Annotated in this window: 14 protein-coding genes; 7 read left to right on the top strand and 7 right to left on the bottom strand. The window is 42.5% G+C overall.

Annotation, left to right across the window (positions count from 1 at the left end; translation table 11 throughout):
• Positions 1-159 precede the first annotated feature (159 nt).
• From ACR42H_RS23465 to ACR42H_RS23450, 4 genes are all read right to left on the bottom strand, one after another.
• Positions 160-1,218, bottom strand: a complete 1,059-nt coding sequence (locus ACR42H_RS23465) for a Ger(x)C family spore germination protein (RefSeq protein ID WP_436373511.1) — start codon at positions 1,216-1,218, stop codon at positions 160-162.
• Positions 1,215-2,315, bottom strand: coding sequence for a GerAB/ArcD/ProY family transporter (locus ACR42H_RS23460; protein WP_436373509.1), 1,101 nt, complete (start codon positions 2,313-2,315; stop codon positions 1,215-1,217). Before ACR42H_RS23460 ends, ACR42H_RS23465 begins: the two co-directional genes overlap by 4 nt.
• A gap of 37 nt (positions 2,316-2,352) precedes the next feature.
• The gene (locus ACR42H_RS23455) at positions 2,353-3,846 is read right to left on the bottom strand and encodes a spore germination protein (protein ID WP_113883663.1); all 1,494 of its coding nucleotides are present in this window, start codon (positions 3,844-3,846) and stop codon (positions 2,353-2,355) included.
• A 267-nt stretch (positions 3,847-4,113) separates the two neighbouring features.
• Complete coding sequence (locus tag ACR42H_RS23450; protein ID WP_113883662.1) at positions 4,114-5,082, bottom strand: ABC transporter substrate-binding protein; 969 nt, start codon at positions 5,080-5,082, stop codon at positions 4,114-4,116.
• 226 nt (positions 5,083-5,308) lie between these two features.
• On the opposite strand from ACR42H_RS23450, the gene ACR42H_RS23445 reads away from it, so the two are divergent.
• The 5 genes from ACR42H_RS23445 to ACR42H_RS23425 all read left to right on the top strand — a co-directional run bounded on the left by ACR42H_RS23445 (position 5,309) and on the right by ACR42H_RS23425 (position 9,275).
• Positions 5,309-6,310 carry a FecCD family ABC transporter permease gene (locus ACR42H_RS23445; protein WP_113883661.1) on the top strand — a complete coding sequence of 334 codons (1,002 nt, stop codon included), beginning with the start codon at positions 5,309-5,311 and terminating at the stop codon, positions 6,308-6,310.
• Complete coding sequence (locus ACR42H_RS23440) at positions 6,310-7,365, top strand: FecCD family ABC transporter permease (RefSeq protein WP_436373506.1); 1,056 nt, start codon at positions 6,310-6,312, stop codon at positions 7,363-7,365. Before ACR42H_RS23445 ends, ACR42H_RS23440 begins: the two co-directional genes overlap by 1 nt.
• An 83-nt stretch (positions 7,366-7,448) precedes the next feature.
• A complete protein-coding gene (locus ACR42H_RS23435; protein ID WP_113883659.1) occupies positions 7,449-8,273 on the top strand; it encodes an ABC transporter ATP-binding protein in 825 nt (274 codons plus the stop codon).
• Positions 8,270-9,037: an IucA/IucC family C-terminal-domain containing protein gene (locus ACR42H_RS23430; RefSeq protein WP_436373503.1), complete on the top strand. Its 768-nt coding sequence runs from the start codon at positions 8,270-8,272 to the stop codon at positions 9,035-9,037. Before ACR42H_RS23435 ends, ACR42H_RS23430 begins: the two co-directional genes overlap by 4 nt.
• Positions 9,030-9,275 (top strand): YusU family protein, encoded by a 246-nt coding sequence (locus ACR42H_RS23425; protein ID WP_113883657.1) that lies wholly within the window; start codon positions 9,030-9,032, stop codon positions 9,273-9,275. Before ACR42H_RS23430 ends, ACR42H_RS23425 begins: the two co-directional genes overlap by 8 nt.
• A 374-nt stretch (positions 9,276-9,649) precedes the next feature.
• Here ACR42H_RS23425 and ACR42H_RS23420 read toward each other — a convergent pair whose 3' ends face one another.
• From ACR42H_RS23420 to ACR42H_RS23410, 3 genes are all read right to left on the bottom strand, one after another.
• The gene (locus ACR42H_RS23420; protein WP_113883656.1) at positions 9,650-9,997 is read right to left on the bottom strand and encodes a spore coat protein; all 348 of its coding nucleotides are present in this window, start codon (positions 9,995-9,997) and stop codon (positions 9,650-9,652) included.
• A gap of 15 nt (positions 9,998-10,012) precedes the next feature.
• Positions 10,013-10,285, bottom strand: coding sequence for a hypothetical protein (locus ACR42H_RS23415; RefSeq protein ID WP_009331749.1), 273 nt, complete (start codon positions 10,283-10,285; stop codon positions 10,013-10,015).
• Positions 10,286-10,443: 158 nt separating this feature from the next.
• The gene (locus ACR42H_RS23410; protein ID WP_019383262.1) at positions 10,444-10,575 is read right to left on the bottom strand and encodes a YuzL family protein; all 132 of its coding nucleotides are present in this window, start codon (positions 10,573-10,575) and stop codon (positions 10,444-10,446) included.
• Positions 10,576-10,842: 267 nt separating this feature from the next.
• Here ACR42H_RS23410 and ACR42H_RS23405 point away from each other — a divergent pair, with 267 nt between their 5' ends.
• Positions 10,843-13,224, top strand: coding sequence for a 3-hydroxyacyl-CoA dehydrogenase NAD-binding domain-containing protein (locus ACR42H_RS23405; protein ID WP_436377054.1), 2,382 nt, complete (start codon positions 10,843-10,845; stop codon positions 13,222-13,224).
• Between the two features lie 40 nt (positions 13,225-13,264).
• On the top strand, positions 13,265-14,440 hold the full coding sequence (locus tag ACR42H_RS23400) for an acetyl-CoA C-acetyltransferase (protein WP_113883655.1): 1,176 nt from the start codon (positions 13,265-13,267) through the stop codon (positions 14,438-14,440).
• Positions 14,441-14,463: the final 23 nt, after the last annotated feature.

The following is a 14,463-nucleotide window of genomic DNA, read 5'->3' as shown; positions in this document are numbered from 1 at the left end:
GAGGAACGCAGATTAAGAAAGCCGTGTCCTCCCAAAAACTATCGCTTTCGGTCGTGTGATGATAAAGCTGTCGAAGCGTTCCTTGTGGAGCTAGACAGTTATTGAAGTTCAAATGGCACTTTGTGATTAAATTTAAAGGAGCGGGCTCAAAGCCCGCTCTTACTCAATAACGCCCGTTTCTTCAATTGTTACATTGCATTTAACATCAAAACCCAGAGTTTTATAATCATCTTTCCATTTTTTAAAATCAAAATTCCGGTGCTGGGCTTTTTTCAATTGGCCAAATCCAACAGGGTCAATCCCGAGTTCCTGAAATTGTCTTAATAACCTTAAACTTTCCTTTTCAACCTTTTTCTCCAGGTTCTTTTGAACGGTATCAACAACCTCTGATGCTAACTTATCTCCGGTATACTCACGTATAATGCCTTCAATGTTAATGCTTATGGAAGCGTGATTATCAGTTATCTTAACTTTATGCTTGGACCTTAAACTCTTTACAGCAGCTAAATCGCCTTTTTTTAATTTCACATCGAAGTTTCCTTCACTATATTTATCTACCAGCAATTTAAAAAAGAACATGTCTTGTACTGGAAGAATGCCTACTTCCTTATCTCTGCTGAAAAGGCTTATTCCGACTACTTCTACTCTATCTTCAGCGGTTTTCTTAAGGCGAGGAAGAAAAGGATCCTTACCATCCTGATAATAATCATTGGCTAAAATGTGCAAGTTGGTTTGGGGAATATCCCGATGCTCAATGTTATGTTGAATAAGATTGTAAATGTAGGTTGAATTTCCCCGTGTTCCATACTCACCATTTAACATGTCTAATGCCTTTCCTTCCGAAGTTGCAACAAATACACGTGCTCCAATACTTGCGTCTCTTTGAAAAGAATCTACAAGATCATAAATTCCTTTCTTGGCAAGTTCGGGTCCAAAAACAGCCAATTTTAACCCGCCTGTTACAACAGGCTCAGATGATTGTTTAGTCACTTCCAGAAGAAGGTCCTGGCGCAGCTTTCCACTTCCTGAAAATGTCCGGTTTATCACAGTTTTATCAGGCTGGAATTCTTGAAATAATACAGTTCCCCTATACTTATCTTTTGAATCCTCTGCTAAATCGTAGCCAACTCCTACTTCAATGTTAATATCATCGAGTATTTCTTTGTCTACACAGCCGGAAAGCAGCAATACAAGACAGAATAGTATAAGCTTTTTCATTTCTTTTTCCCCTTTTTCAGCTTCTTGACAAACATGACTGCAGCGAAAAGCAAAGGAATGTAAATAAAGGTAAAAGTAAATCCCATTTTTCCAACATAGTCATTAAGTGTATTAATTCTTTCTCTTGAATCCAGAAAATGAATAACAGATAGGACACCGCCTACAACAAAAAAGACTCCCACTTTCTGGCGTATATTGAAGACCCTTTTGATGAGGCGGGAAGCGATCCAAATGGAAATGCACACATTAGGAAGAATGATCAAGTTCCAGTTGGCGATCCCGATATATTCAAATCGTTCAACAAAGGGCATTTCAACTATTTTCCACATCGTCAGGCTGGCCCAAATTTGTTTAGATAGCTGGTCTTCGGCAAAATAGGCAAAAGTTATGATGGCTAGAATAGTGTAAATTAGAGTAGTTGTTAGGACGGCCAAATGAGCCCATTTCTGCGACTTTTTTGGTTCTTTGATAAATGGGTAGAAAAAAAGGATGATTTCAAACCCAATAAAAGTAAGGGACATATGATAAGAAGCTGTAAGCAGCTCTTTAATGGAATGATCCCAGATGGGCAGCAGGTTGTAAAAGTTAGAGAATTTAATCGCCCAGCCGAATGTGAGGAGGAGATAAGCCGGCAGAACAAGCCCGAAAAAGGCAGTACCCACTACAGTTCTAAATCCTCCAAAAATAATATAAACACAAAGAATCATAAAACCGAAGGAGAACCAGAATGTACTTAATTCAGGAAACATCCAAACCTGTATGACTTCAACAAATGTCCTTACCACTGTTAAGGAATACAGGATAAAATAGCCAATAAAAATGGAGCAGAGTGCCTTGCCGAAAAAGTTCCCCAGGACGTATTTGTGTGCAGTTACAATATCCCCGCCAACGGTCTCGCCTATTTTATAAATCATCCAAACAATTACATGAATGCATCCGCCGGCAAATAATATGGATATCCAGGCATCGTATCCTGCATCCATTGCAATAATCCTCTGATATCCTAATACACCGATTCCTATTTGCATCGACATGACCAAGTAAAACACTAAAAAGGGAGATATCTGCAATCTCTCTGGGACTGGCTGTTCCTTCATCTGGTTCACCTCCTTTTTTAAGTTGGTAGATTTGGGATTATTCGTCGATATCTTTTTTCTCTTTGGCCTTTTTCTTACTAAAGCGGGTCGGGTTTTTTGTCCGTAAAAAAATTGGCCTTTTGGATTGTTTTTCAAATGGAAGCCTGATGAGGGCATCTTTCATATCCATAACCCTAGGCGGATAGAGCGGTTCAAGGAATGGCCTTCCAAGTGAAGTCAGCCGTATTAAATGAGTTAACAGTAGACAAAAGCAAAACACAATACCGAGCAGGCCCCATAATTCTGCAAAGAACAGGAAGGGAAAGCGAAGCAAACGGATAGTATTGCCCATCCTGTATACAGGTGTTGTAAAGGAGGCGAGAGCAGCGAGAGCTACAATAATAAGCAGGACGTTACTCGTCAAGCCTGCTTCTACAGATGCAGTACCAATTACGATTCCTCCCACGATACCGATTGTCTGGCCGACCTTGGTCGGAAGACGGGCTCCTGCCTCACGCAGCAATTCAATGGTAAGTTCCAGAAACAATGCCTCCAGTATGGGAGGAAGTGGAATTTCCCGTCTCGATGTAATTAATGTACTCAGCAAATCCTTTGGTATAAGCTCATAATGATATGAAAGGGTTGCTACATAAATAGGTGTAATCAGAATGGAGAACGCAACCGCGAACAAACGGATGAGACGGAAAAATGAAGATAAAATCCAATTTAAAAAATAATCTTCAAAAGAACTGAAAAATTCAACAAGTGTAGTTGGTGTAATTAACACATGGGGTGAGCCGTCAACTACAATGGCGACTTTTCCCTCAGCCAATATTCCTGCCACCCTGTCAGGCCGCTCTGTATCAAGCAGCTGCGGGAAAGGGGAATTGGAGTTATCACTAATCAGCTGTACAATATAGGAACTGTCTGTAATGGCATCAAATTTCACGTTTGTAAGTCGCTGCCTGACAGTATTTACATTATCCTCATTTGTGATATCTTCCATATAAAGCATGGCGACTGATGTTTTTGACAGGCTTCCCAATGTGAATTCTTCAATAATCAGTTCTTTTACCGGCAGCCGTTTCCTTATTAAATTTAAATTTTGTCCCATTGACTCGACAAAGGCTTCTTTAGGACCGATAACGGAAAATTCAACTTCAGGCTGGCTGAGCCCTCTGACGATTTCTTTCTGTGCAGCTATAAAGCCGAAATGTTTAAGTTCTGTTTCAATCGTCAGCATGACATAGCCATTTAAAAGCTTTTGTTCGATTAAAGAAGGGTCATCACAAATCTGCACATCGGCCACAGGGACAAGCTGTTTAATATCCTCTATTTCTCGGAATTCTTCTTCCAGCAGATTAGGGAGAATGCCATCCTGAATAATATTTTCATCTATTAAAGTAGCCATAAAAGTAAGTCCAAAGCGCACATTTGTTTTTTTGTTATAATAAAAGATTTTTTTGAAGTCTTTGGATTTAATTAAGGATTTTTCCCATTCCTTATGCTGGATATCCTCTTTAATCCTTCTGTTTTTCAACCATTGTCTCATAGGTAAATCACCATCATTTTCGGCATTACGCTTATTGTTGCCGGTTTTGGAAAACTTATGAATGGAAGGCAATAAAAAAAGAGGTATGGATGGCAGTAACAATCCGGGCAAAAAAAAAGGAACCTGGTCAAGGTTCCTTTTTCTGTCTAGCTCCAGCGCCTAACCTGCTCGAAGTGTCGGAGGTGGGAAAGGCGCTTCCGCTTTTCTAAATATATTTGAGCTCTCATAAAAGAGGGGGTATTATGGGAGCGCAATCACGAGTTTATTTTACTTAGCAAAATATTTCTCAATATCATCAAGGAGCAGGTTTGCCGCAATAACACCGCCGGCAGTGTTCCAGATTGTGTCACTAACCTTGTGGACATTCCCTTCCTGAGCCACCTTCAGGTTTTTGAATAAAGGATCGTCAATCCATTCTTTCTCAAGTTGGCTTGCTTCACCGTCGCCAGTTTCATATGTGAAGTAGAAAAGAATGTCTCCATCCATGGCAGGGATGCGTTCTTTTGTAGCATTTTTCTCTGCAAAATCATCTACATTCTGGCTTTCAGGGCGTGCAAAACCGATTTGGTCAAGAATTACACCAGAGAATGTATCTTTATGGTAGATTCGGACCTCTCCAGCCATAAAGCGGACAATGGAAACTTCCTGACTCAATTTATCGCCAAGGCTTGTTTTAATTTCTTCGATGCGGCTGTCATAATCAGCAAGGACCTTTTTGCCTTCTTCTTCTTTATTGAGTGCTTTTGCGTAAAGCTCGAAATTTTCCTTCCAGTCTCCGCGCAATGTTTCAGCGAAAACAGTAGGGGCAATGTCATTTAATTGATCATAGATTTTTTCCTGGCGCATCTTGTTGCCGATAATTAGGTCCGGCTGCAGCGCTGCGATTGCTTCGACATTGACTTCGCTTTCTGTTCCCACAACCTGAACATCCTTCATATCGCCTGCAATATGCTCATACCAAGGGTCGCCAGTCCAGGACTGAACAGCTCCTACTGGAGTAACACCCATTGAAAGTAATGCTTCAGTACCTTCGTTTGTCAGAATTACTACTTTTTCAGGTGTTTTATCAAGTGTAGTTGTGCCCATTGCATGCTCAACTGTATAACCGGCATCTTCTGTATTGTTGCCTTCTTTTTCCTTATCAGCTGTCTTATCTTGTTCGTTGTTATTCCCGCAGGCAGCCAGGAACAAGATTGTGAAAACAGAAAGGATGGCAACTAAAGACTTGAATTTCATTATGTACTCCTCCAATTTGCGTTGTTAATGATAATCATTTTCATTTGACATTTTTATAGTAATGTGAACAAAGAAAAATGTCAATAGGTAATTGAAAATCATTTTCATTTAATTTTTATCAAATGATCAATGAAAATGATTTTCAAACTCATTGACAGCTAATCCTCTGTACAATAGACTGAAAATAAAACTAACTATATTAAATAGACGCAAGAAGGGTCTCATTATGCTATTAAAAACAAACTTTATGAGGTGGGCTGGGCTATTTGCAGCTATGCTCCTATTATTAGTATTAATGTCTTTCAGCATTGTATACGGATATACCGACACAACCTGGAAGATGGCAATTGATGCATTTACACAATTTGATGGATCAAATGAACATATTATCATTCAATCTGTCCGGCTGCCGAGGGCATTAATTGCAGCGGCAGTAGGGGCAAGCCTTGCCATTTCAGGTGTCCTGCTGCAGACACTGACAAAGAATCCGCTTGCTGCTCCCGAGATATTCGGTATAAATGCAGGGGCCGGATTTGCAGTAGTCATTACAGTAACGCTATTTTCCATCAGTAATCTGCAGCTGTTTACATGGGTTTCATTTCTTGGAGCTGCTGTTTCATTTATTTTTGTCTATATAATAGGCTCTATCGGCAGGGAAGGTCTTACTCCCATGAAATTGACCCTGGCCGGTGCAGCGATGAGTGCCATGTTTGCTTCCATGACACAAGGTTTCCTCGTTATAAATGAGACGGCCCTCGAACAGGTGTTATTTTGGCTTGCTGGATCGGTATCGGGCAGGAAGCTGGAGACTCTGACAGCTGTATTGCCATATTTATTAGCAGGCTGGATTTTTTCCCTGATCATTGCGGGAAAACTGAACGTCCTATCGATGGGCGAGGATGTAGCGAAGGGCCTGGGCTTGAAAACAGGGCTTCTTAAACTGGGCGGCGGAATTGTTATTGTGCTTCTCTCAGGAGGAGCGGTAGCTGTTGCGGGTCCTATTGGCTTCCTCGGGATTGTGATTCCTCATTTAACCCGGGCTGTTGTAGGCATTGATCATCGCTGGGTAATTCCTTATGCTGGTCTATTTGGCGGGATGCTCCTTCTGATAGCGGACATCGCATCAAGGTATATCATCATGCCGCAGGAAGTTCCCGTTGGCGTCATGACAGCTGTAATTGGAACTCCTTTCTTTGTGTATATTGCCAGAAGGGGGTTCAATCAATAATGAAAAAATATTATAACTTTCGTCTTCTAGGCGATAGAGTCTCTTTTTTAGTAAACCGAAAAGCACTTATCACTTTTTTATTATTGGCAGCAGCAGCTGCCGGAGTTTTTATCATCAGCACTGGAACGGGTGAAATGAAAATAAGCCCTCTAAAGGTAGTGCAGGTATTCATAGGCGGGGGATCAGATATGGATAGGCTGGTCATTCAGTCATTCAGACTCCCAAGAATTATCGTAGCCTTAATGGTGGGAATGGCCCTTGCTGCAGCGGGGGGCATCCTGCAGGGAATTATCAGAAATCCGCTTGCATCTCCTGACATAATCGGGATTACAGGAGGGGCATCAGTAGCAGTTGTAGCTTTTCTTGCCTTTTTTAGTGATAAAAACAATGCATTAACTGTAAGTATTAATTGGATGCCTCTTGCAGCTTTTGCAGGTGCTGCAATTTTGGCTTTCCTTGTTTATTTTCTAGCCTATAAGAATGGAGTATCGCCAGTACGCCTTGTTTTAATTGGGATTGGACTTGCCAGCCTAATGAAGGCATTGACAACTTTGATGATGGTATTTGGGCCGATTTACCAGGCTAGCCAGGCGAATATTTGGATAACCGGGACTGTTTACGGTTCAAACTGGGATAATGTCGCAATTTTGGTCCCGTGGACGCTTGTGTTTCTGGTACTTGCATTTGTTTTAGCACGAAATGTCAATATACAGGAACTTGGCGATGATATTGCCTTGGGAGTAGGGAGCACTGTGCAGAAATACCGGTTTCTGCTGCTGATGGTCAGCACGGCATTAATTGGCGGAGCTGTTGCTTTTGGCGGCGGGATAGGCTTTGTGGGATTAATGGCTCCTCATATGGCCCGAAGGCTGGTAGGCTCTGCTTTCGGCGCTTTGCTTCCGGCTTCCGCACTGATTGGAGGAATCCTGGTTATGGCTGCAGACCTGATAGGCAGGACTTTGTTCTCGCCGCTTGAAATCCCAGCGGGGGTGTTCACAGCGAGCATTGGTGCACCTTACTTTATTTACCTGCTTTTCAAGACAAGAAATGCATAAGCTGGAAATGCTTGAAACTCGTATAGAACTAGTAAGTGGATAGCCTAAAGATATAGATATTAAGGAAAAGGAGAGGGCAGAAAATGACAGCAGGGCAAGCGATCGCAACAAAAGACTTAACCTTGTCTTACGGAGACACCATTATTATTAATGAGCTGGACTTAGAAATTCCTAAGGGAGAAATCACGGTATTTATCGGTGGAAATGGCTGCGGAAAATCGACACTGCTTAGGTCCATTGCCCGGCTGCTAAAACCGAAATCAGGTGCCGTTTTATTAGAAGGTGAGGCTATAGCCAGACTTTCAACGAAAGATGTTGCCAGAAAAATGGCGATTCTGCCCCAATCCCCTTCTGCTCCAGAAGGACTAACAGTGCTTCAGCTTGTCAAACAGGGGCGGTACCCTTATCAAACATGGCTGAAGCAATGGTCTACTGAAGATGAATTAAAGGTCAGAAATGCATTAAAAGCTACAGGCATGGAAGAATTGAGAGACCGGACAGTCGATTCATTATCCGGCGGACAGCGCCAGCGCGCCTGGATTGCCATGACTTTGGCTCAGGATACTGATACGATTCTGCTTGATGAGCCAACTACCTATTTAGATATGACCCATCAAATTGAAATACTGGATTTATTATTTGAATTAAATGAAAAGGAAAAGCGTACCATCGTTATGGTGCTGCATGATCTGAATTTGGCCTGCCGCTATGCTCATAATATTGTTGCCATAAAAGAGCAGAAGGTTTTTGCTCAGGGGAAGCCCGAACATGTCATCAATTGCGGATTAGTCAAAAACGTATTTGGCATGGAATGCGAAGTGACGATAGACCCATTATTCGGTACACCGCTATGCATTCCTTATGGAAAAGGGAGATGTATTTTAAAAGGGCAAGGATTCCAGGGATGATTAAATTAACAGGAGAACAGGCAGAAGCTCTCGGGCAATTCAGACTTGCCCAGGATTCAGGGGAAGGATCTCCTTTAACAATTGAAGTGAAAAATCTCCTGGATACCAGTCTGACTGGTCCATACCTGGATAAAGTGAAAATTCATATAGGAGCGAATGATCATAAAACGGCAGCTTCTATTTTAATGAAAAGATATGCCTTTCTGCCTGTAATTTACTTGTATAGCATGACGTCCTGGAATTTAAAAATGGATATCCGGCATGAAAATATAACATTTGCCAGTCATGAAAAAGATGGACTATGGCTTCCCGGTTTCCATTTTATTCACCTTCAAGGCCAAGGCGTTGAGACGGAAAGGGAAAAATGGAGAGAGGACGCTGTGCGATCTCTTTTTAATGGCCATATCTTTCCGTTGTTAAGTAGAATAGCAAAAGAAGCAAATGTTTCTAAACTAATTCTTTGGGAGAATATAGCGATCTATATCTTCTGGCTTTACGAAAAGATTTTACCTTTTGAAACACATGCGGAGAGGGCGGCTGAAGATTTTAAGTTTATCAAGGAAGAGGCTTCAGGCAATTTGTTCGGCTGTGAAAGTTCTAATCCCATAAGGAAATATGACAGCAAGAAAATACTGATTGAAAGAACTGGCAAAACTGTACGGCCAAGAAAAACATGCTGCTATTCCTATTTGACCAGCAGCGGTAAACGATGCGGCACATGTCCTCAGGCCTGCAATATAAATAGGAGGAATCGCGATGAATGAGAAGTTAAGGGAACAGCTGGATGGCCTGCTTGAAAAATATACCGAACTACTTGTCGGCGAGACCGCCCCTGAGTTAAAGGAAAAGGTTGAAGCCTGGGCGCTGTACTCTTTTATTGCTAAATCCATGCCTCCTTTAGCTAAACACTGGAATGATACATATCCTGATGCTAAAGAAGAAATGAAGGCTCTGATCGCTGAAATTAAAACTATGAATGAAGAGATGAGAAGCAAAAAATAGATAATGGTTTTAGGATCTAAAAAGCCGCTGCAGATAAAAAAGCAGCGGTTTTTGTTTTATTGAAGTGTGCAGATTCGATCATTCCCACGAGGTCTCAAGCTTGACTAGCTCCGGCTTCTTGGGACTCGGGTCATAAGCCATTTTCCTTTCAGAAGGAAGATGGCCTTTTTACAGGACCCTCTTATGCCTGCCGTCCCTGCGTACGCTTCCCGAAAAGGCAAAGAACGCCTTTCCGTGAGGCTCGACTTGTGCTTGAGGCCCGCAGGACAAGGAATGTCGTCAGCATAAACGTCGCGCGGCCGAAAGCGGCAGCTTTTGGAGGACGTGGCGTTCTTAGTCTGCGTTCCTTCGCGGGCAAGGCGCTACCGCTTTTCTTATTGCATCTGACCATTGCCATATGGCAATTGATTTGTATAGCCCTGGAACTGCTGATAAGATTGCTGAAGCTTCTGCTGATCAGCCGGTTCAACCTTATACCAGCCTTTTTTAAACATTAGGTTATAAAATTCTCTCTGCTGGTTTTGTGTATCGTTAAAAGCCGCAAGAATATCCTGATAAAGGCTCTGATGGCTTGCCTCATTCAGGGCGACAGAATAGGCATCTGTCATATATTTTTCTGTAGATAAAATATCATTTGTAAAATCCCGCTCATTCATTTGCGGAGTTTTATTTATCTGTGTCTCAGGATTTTGAATCGTATTTGGATTCTGGTTCTGGTTCATTTTCAAGGCTCCTTCCTATTGCATTCCCATAAAGTTCTGCTGATTTTGCTGGTTTAAATGAGCAAGCAGCTGTTCGTAATGACGCTGGTGCATTTGGCCGCATTGCTCGAAGTGTGTTTTTAGCTCCTGGTCCTGGCACTGCTGAGCGTAAAAATGCGCTTTTTTACAGGCGAGAAGGTTCCAGGTAAGCATATCTGTTAAGTAAAGGGCATCCTTAGTGGAAATTACAGCAGGAGGCTGCTGCATAATGCCCTGCTGGTTCTGCATATTCATATTTTGCTGTTGCATTAATTGTCCCTCCAATTCTTTTAGCGCTATAATAGCTGTAATTCTTTTCGAGGATATCTTTCCTCTGAAAAACAATTGCTATTCTGCAGAAGATGAATTATTTATATAGATAATGGAAACTATAAAAGGCTGACGGCTGCCAGCCTTTAAACAGCGGGTTATCGCTTATATTGATTATTTTGGCTATTCCTTTTTTTAGGCCCTTGCCTTTCAACGGTAGGACCCGCATCTCCCTGGACACTTGCAGCGCTGACTCCTGCTTTGGAAGGATCTTTTTTCATTTTTCCCATTTCATTCACCTCCGTAACGAACAAAAAATGTTTCCTTTTTAGAGTGTCCAAAACACTTATTTACATTGCGCATAAAATATATAAATTACAGCAGGGGTGCGGAAAATTTCAAAACATTTTTAAATTTCCGCTTAAAATCATTGCGTAAATTTTGCAAATATTTTATAGTTATAATTAACAGAACTCATTCAGAAGAGATGCATATTTTTTTTGAGAATAAAATGAATGAGTATTCATTCAAAAAAGTTAAAGGGGGAAATAAAGTTGATCCAACAAATAAAGAAGGCGGCAGTTTTAGGCTCAGGAGTCATGGGTTCAGGGATCGCAGCCCATCTGGCCAATATCGGAATCCCGACATTATTATTGGATATCGCGCCTCGCGAATTAACGGATGCTGAAAAGGCAAAGGGGCTTACTCTTGAAGATAAAGCAGTCCGCAATCGAATCAGTGAAGGAAACCGCCAAAAATTATTAAAGCAAAAACCGGCTCCATTAACCGCCAAAAAGAATATTGCGTTAGTTGAGGCAGGGAACTTTGAAGATGACATGGAGCGTCTAAAGGATGTCGATTGGATTATTGAAGTGGTTGTGGAGAACCTCGCCATAAAGAAACAGGTTTTTGAAAAGGTGGACCAATCCCGCAAGCCTGGAAGCATCGTCAGCTCCAATACGTCTGGAATATCTGTAGAAGCAATGTCAGAAGGGCGCTCGGAAGATTTCCAAAAACACTTTCTTGGAACACATTTCTTTAATCCCCCTCGCTACTTAAAGCTTCTTGAGGTCATACCTACTAAAAACACTTCTTCTGAAGTGCTGTCATTTTTGAAGCAATTTGGAGAAGATGTACTTGGAAAAGGAGTAGTAGAAGCTAAAGATACACCAAACTTTATCGCCAACCGAATCGGCACTTATGGCCTGCTGGTTACAGTGCAGGAGATGCTAAAGGGCGGGTACAGTATCGGTGAAGTAGATTCGATAACTGGTCCGCTGATTGGCCGGCCGAAAAGTGCTACATTCAGAACACTTGATGTAGTAGGGCTTGATACATTTATACACGTGGCAAACAATGTTTATGACCAGGTGGAGGGGAAAGAAAAGCAAGTATTTGAAGTTCCGGGCTTTATGAAAGTGATGCAGGAAAAAGGCTGGCTTGGAAGCAAGTCAGGGCAAGGATTTTTCTTGAAGAAGGGCAAAGAGATTCTTGAGCTGAATCCTGAATCTCTGGAATACGGTCCGCGCAAAAAGCTTAAGACAGCTTCGACGGAATTGAGCAAGCAGGAAAAAGGCACTCCTGCAAAATTGAAAGCGCTTGTATATTCTAACGATCGTGCAGGCCAATTATTGTGGAACATCCTGAGTCCGGCTCTTCTTTACTCGGCTCAATTACTTGGAGAAATAGCTGATGATGTAACAGCAATAGACAAAGCGATGAAATGGGGCTTTGGCTGGGAAATGGGGCCATTCGAAACCTGGGATGCCATTGGTGTAGGGAAATCTGTTCAGAAGATGGAAGATGCAGGTGAGGAAGTTCCGGCATGGGTAAAGGATATGCTGGAAAAAGGCTTTAGTTCCTTCTATAAAGAAGAGGAAGGCAAGCAATATTTCTATCATAATGGCGAGTACAGATTAATCGAGGAAAACCCTAAAGCAATCAATTTGAAACACCTTAAGAAACAAAAAGGTGTTATTAAAAAGAATACCGGTGCAAGCCTGATTGATTTAGGCGATGATGTTGCACTGCTTGAATTCCATTCACAAAGCAATGCCATTGGACTGGATATAATCCAAATGATCAACTTTGCAGTGGATGAAGTGGAGAAGAACTACAAAGGGCTTGTTATCGGGAATCAGGGCAAAAATTTCTGTGTAGGCGCCAACCTCGGAATGATCCTCATGGAAGCGCAGGATGACAATATATATGAACTGGATATGGTAGTCCGTCAGTTCCAGAATGCCATGATGAAAATTAAGTACAGTGCGAAACCGGTTGTTGCTGCTCCATTTGGCATGACGCTTGGCGGCGGGGCTGAGGTTTGTCTGCCGGCAGCACATATTCAGGCATCGAGCGAAACATATATGGGACTTGTTGAAGTGGGGGTAGGCCTGATCCCAGGAGGAAGCGGAAACAAGGAGCTCTATATTAAGCATCTTGAAAACATGCCAAATGGTGTGGAATTTGACCTTCAAAAGGTTGCCAATAAAGTGTTTGAATCGATTGCAATGGCAAAGGTTTCAACATCAGGCGAGGAAGCCAGGGATAATAACTTCCTGAACCTGGCAGATGGCATCAGTATGAATGGGGACCATCTCCTTTATGATGCAAAGCAGGCAGTTCTTGCTCTGCACAAAAAAGGCTATAAGCCTCCTGTCAGGAAAAAGGTGCCGGTTGTCGGCGAAACAGGATATGCAACACTTCTGCTTGGAGCGCAGGCAATGCTCTACTCAGGGTATATCTCAGAGCATGATCTAAAAATCGCTAAAAAACTTGCTTATGTAATCGCAGGCGGAAAAGTGCCATACGGTACAGAAGTGGATGAACAATATTTGCTTGACTTGGAGCGAGAAGCATTCTTAAGCCTTGTAGCTGAACCGAAATCACAGCAGCGGATGCAGCACATGCTTTTAAAAGGGAAGCCGTTGCGCAATTAAAGTAATAGATTGAGACATTAAGAGAAAGAGAGGGAAAATAATGAGAGAAGCGGTAATAGTTGCAGGTGCCAGGACACCGGTTGGAAAAGCCAAAAAAGGTTCGCTTGCAAACGTCAGGCCGGATGACTTAGGTGCGCTTGTAGTAAAGGAAACCCTTAAGCGAGCAGGAAATTATGAAGGAAACATCGATGATTTAATTATAGGCTGTTCTATGCCTGAAGCAGAACAGGGGCTGAATATGGCAAGGAATATCGGGGCTCTTGCCGGACTTTCACACGAAGTGCCGGGGATAACAATTAATCGCTATTGTTCTTCAGGCCTACAGGCAATTGCTTATGCAGCTGAAAAAATCATGATTGGCCATGCGGATACAATCATTGCGGGCGGAGCGGAATCTATGAGCCTTGTGCCGATGATGGGGCATGTAGTCCGCCCGAATGCCAAACTTGCCGAAACAGCCCCCCAATACTATATGGGTATGGGGCATACAGCTGAAGAAGTTGCAAAGAAGTATGGCATTACACGAGAAGACCAGGATGCATTTGCGGTCAGAAGTCATCAGAGGGCTGCGCAGGCAATCCAGGAAGGCAAATTTGAAGATGAAATTGTGCCAGTAGACGTAACGTATAGATCCGTTGGGAAAGACAACAAGCTTAAAGAAAAAACAATCCAGTTCCGCCAGGATGAAGGCGTCCGTGCAGATTCCACAGTTGAAACACTCGGAAAACTGCGTCCGGCATTCTCGGTAACCGGCAGTGTCACAGCTGGGAATTCATCACAGACAAGTGATGGAGCTGCAGCAGTAATGGTAATGGACCGGGAAAAGGCGGAGTCTTCTGGATTGAAGCCAATGGCTAAATTCAGAAGCTTTGCAGTAGGCGGTGTTCCTCCTGAAATCATGGGTGTTGGTCCAGTTGTGGCCATACCTAAAGCGTTAAAGCTTGCAGGGCTGGAGCTTTCTGATATCGGTTTATTTGAATTGAATGAAGCTTTTGCGTCCCAATCCATTCAAATTATCCGTGAGCTGGGCTTAGATGAAGAGAAAGTAAATGTTAATGGAGGGGCCATTGCACTTGGACACCCGCTGGGCTGTTCCGGTGCCAAGCTAACTCTATCTCTAATCCATGAAATGAAGCGCCGCAATCAGCAATTCGGGGTTGTAACAATGTGCATCGGTGGCGGAATGGGCGCAGCCGGAGTATTTGAACTTTTATAAAATTAGCTGAAATTTGGAGAGAA

Origin of the sequence: Cytobacillus sp. BC1816 (genome assembly GCF_051353635.1) — a bacterium.
Classification (GTDB): domain Bacteria; phylum Bacillota; class Bacilli; order Bacillales; family Cytobacillaceae; genus Cytobacillus; species Cytobacillus oceanisediminis_C.
The sequence above is the reverse complement of the archived record's forward strand: the minus strand, read 5'-3'. Positions and strand labels throughout refer to the sequence as shown.

Coding starts and splice junctions, on each gene's coding strand:
- ACR42H_RS23460 (WP_436373509.1), bottom strand. CDS start 2,315: ATGAAGGAACAGCCAGTCCCAGAGAGATTGCAGATATCTCCCTTTTTA.
- ACR42H_RS23400 (WP_113883655.1), top strand. CDS start 13,265: ATGAGAGAAGCGGTAATAGTTGCAGGTGCCAGGACACCGGTTGGAAAA.
- ACR42H_RS23425 (WP_113883657.1), top strand. CDS start 9,030: ATGAATGAGAAGTTAAGGGAACAGCTGGATGGCCTGCTTGAAAAATAT.
- ACR42H_RS23420 (WP_113883656.1), bottom strand. CDS start 9,997: ATGAACCAGAACCAGAATCCAAATACGATTCAAAATCCTGAGACACAG.
- ACR42H_RS23410 (WP_019383262.1), bottom strand. CDS start 10,575: ATGGGAAAAATGAAAAAAGATCCTTCCAAAGCAGGAGTCAGCGCTGCA.
- ACR42H_RS23445 (WP_113883661.1), top strand. CDS start 5,309: ATGCTATTAAAAACAAACTTTATGAGGTGGGCTGGGCTATTTGCAGCT.
- ACR42H_RS23435 (WP_113883659.1), top strand. CDS start 7,449: ATGACAGCAGGGCAAGCGATCGCAACAAAAGACTTAACCTTGTCTTAC.
- ACR42H_RS23450 (WP_113883662.1), bottom strand. CDS start 5,082: ATGAAATTCAAGTCTTTAGTTGCCATCCTTTCTGTTTTCACAATCTTG.
- ACR42H_RS23455 (WP_113883663.1), bottom strand. CDS start 3,846: ATGAGACAATGGTTGAAAAACAGAAGGATTAAAGAGGATATCCAGCAT.
- ACR42H_RS23440 (WP_436373506.1), top strand. CDS start 6,310: ATGAAAAAATATTATAACTTTCGTCTTCTAGGCGATAGAGTCTCTTTT.
- ACR42H_RS23415 (WP_009331749.1), bottom strand. CDS start 10,285: ATGCAACAGCAAAATATGAATATGCAGAACCAGCAGGGCATTATGCAG.
- ACR42H_RS23465 (WP_436373511.1), bottom strand. CDS start 1,218: ATGAAAAAGCTTATACTATTCTGTCTTGTATTGCTGCTTTCCGGCTGT.
- ACR42H_RS23430 (WP_436373503.1), top strand. CDS start 8,270: ATGATTAAATTAACAGGAGAACAGGCAGAAGCTCTCGGGCAATTCAGA.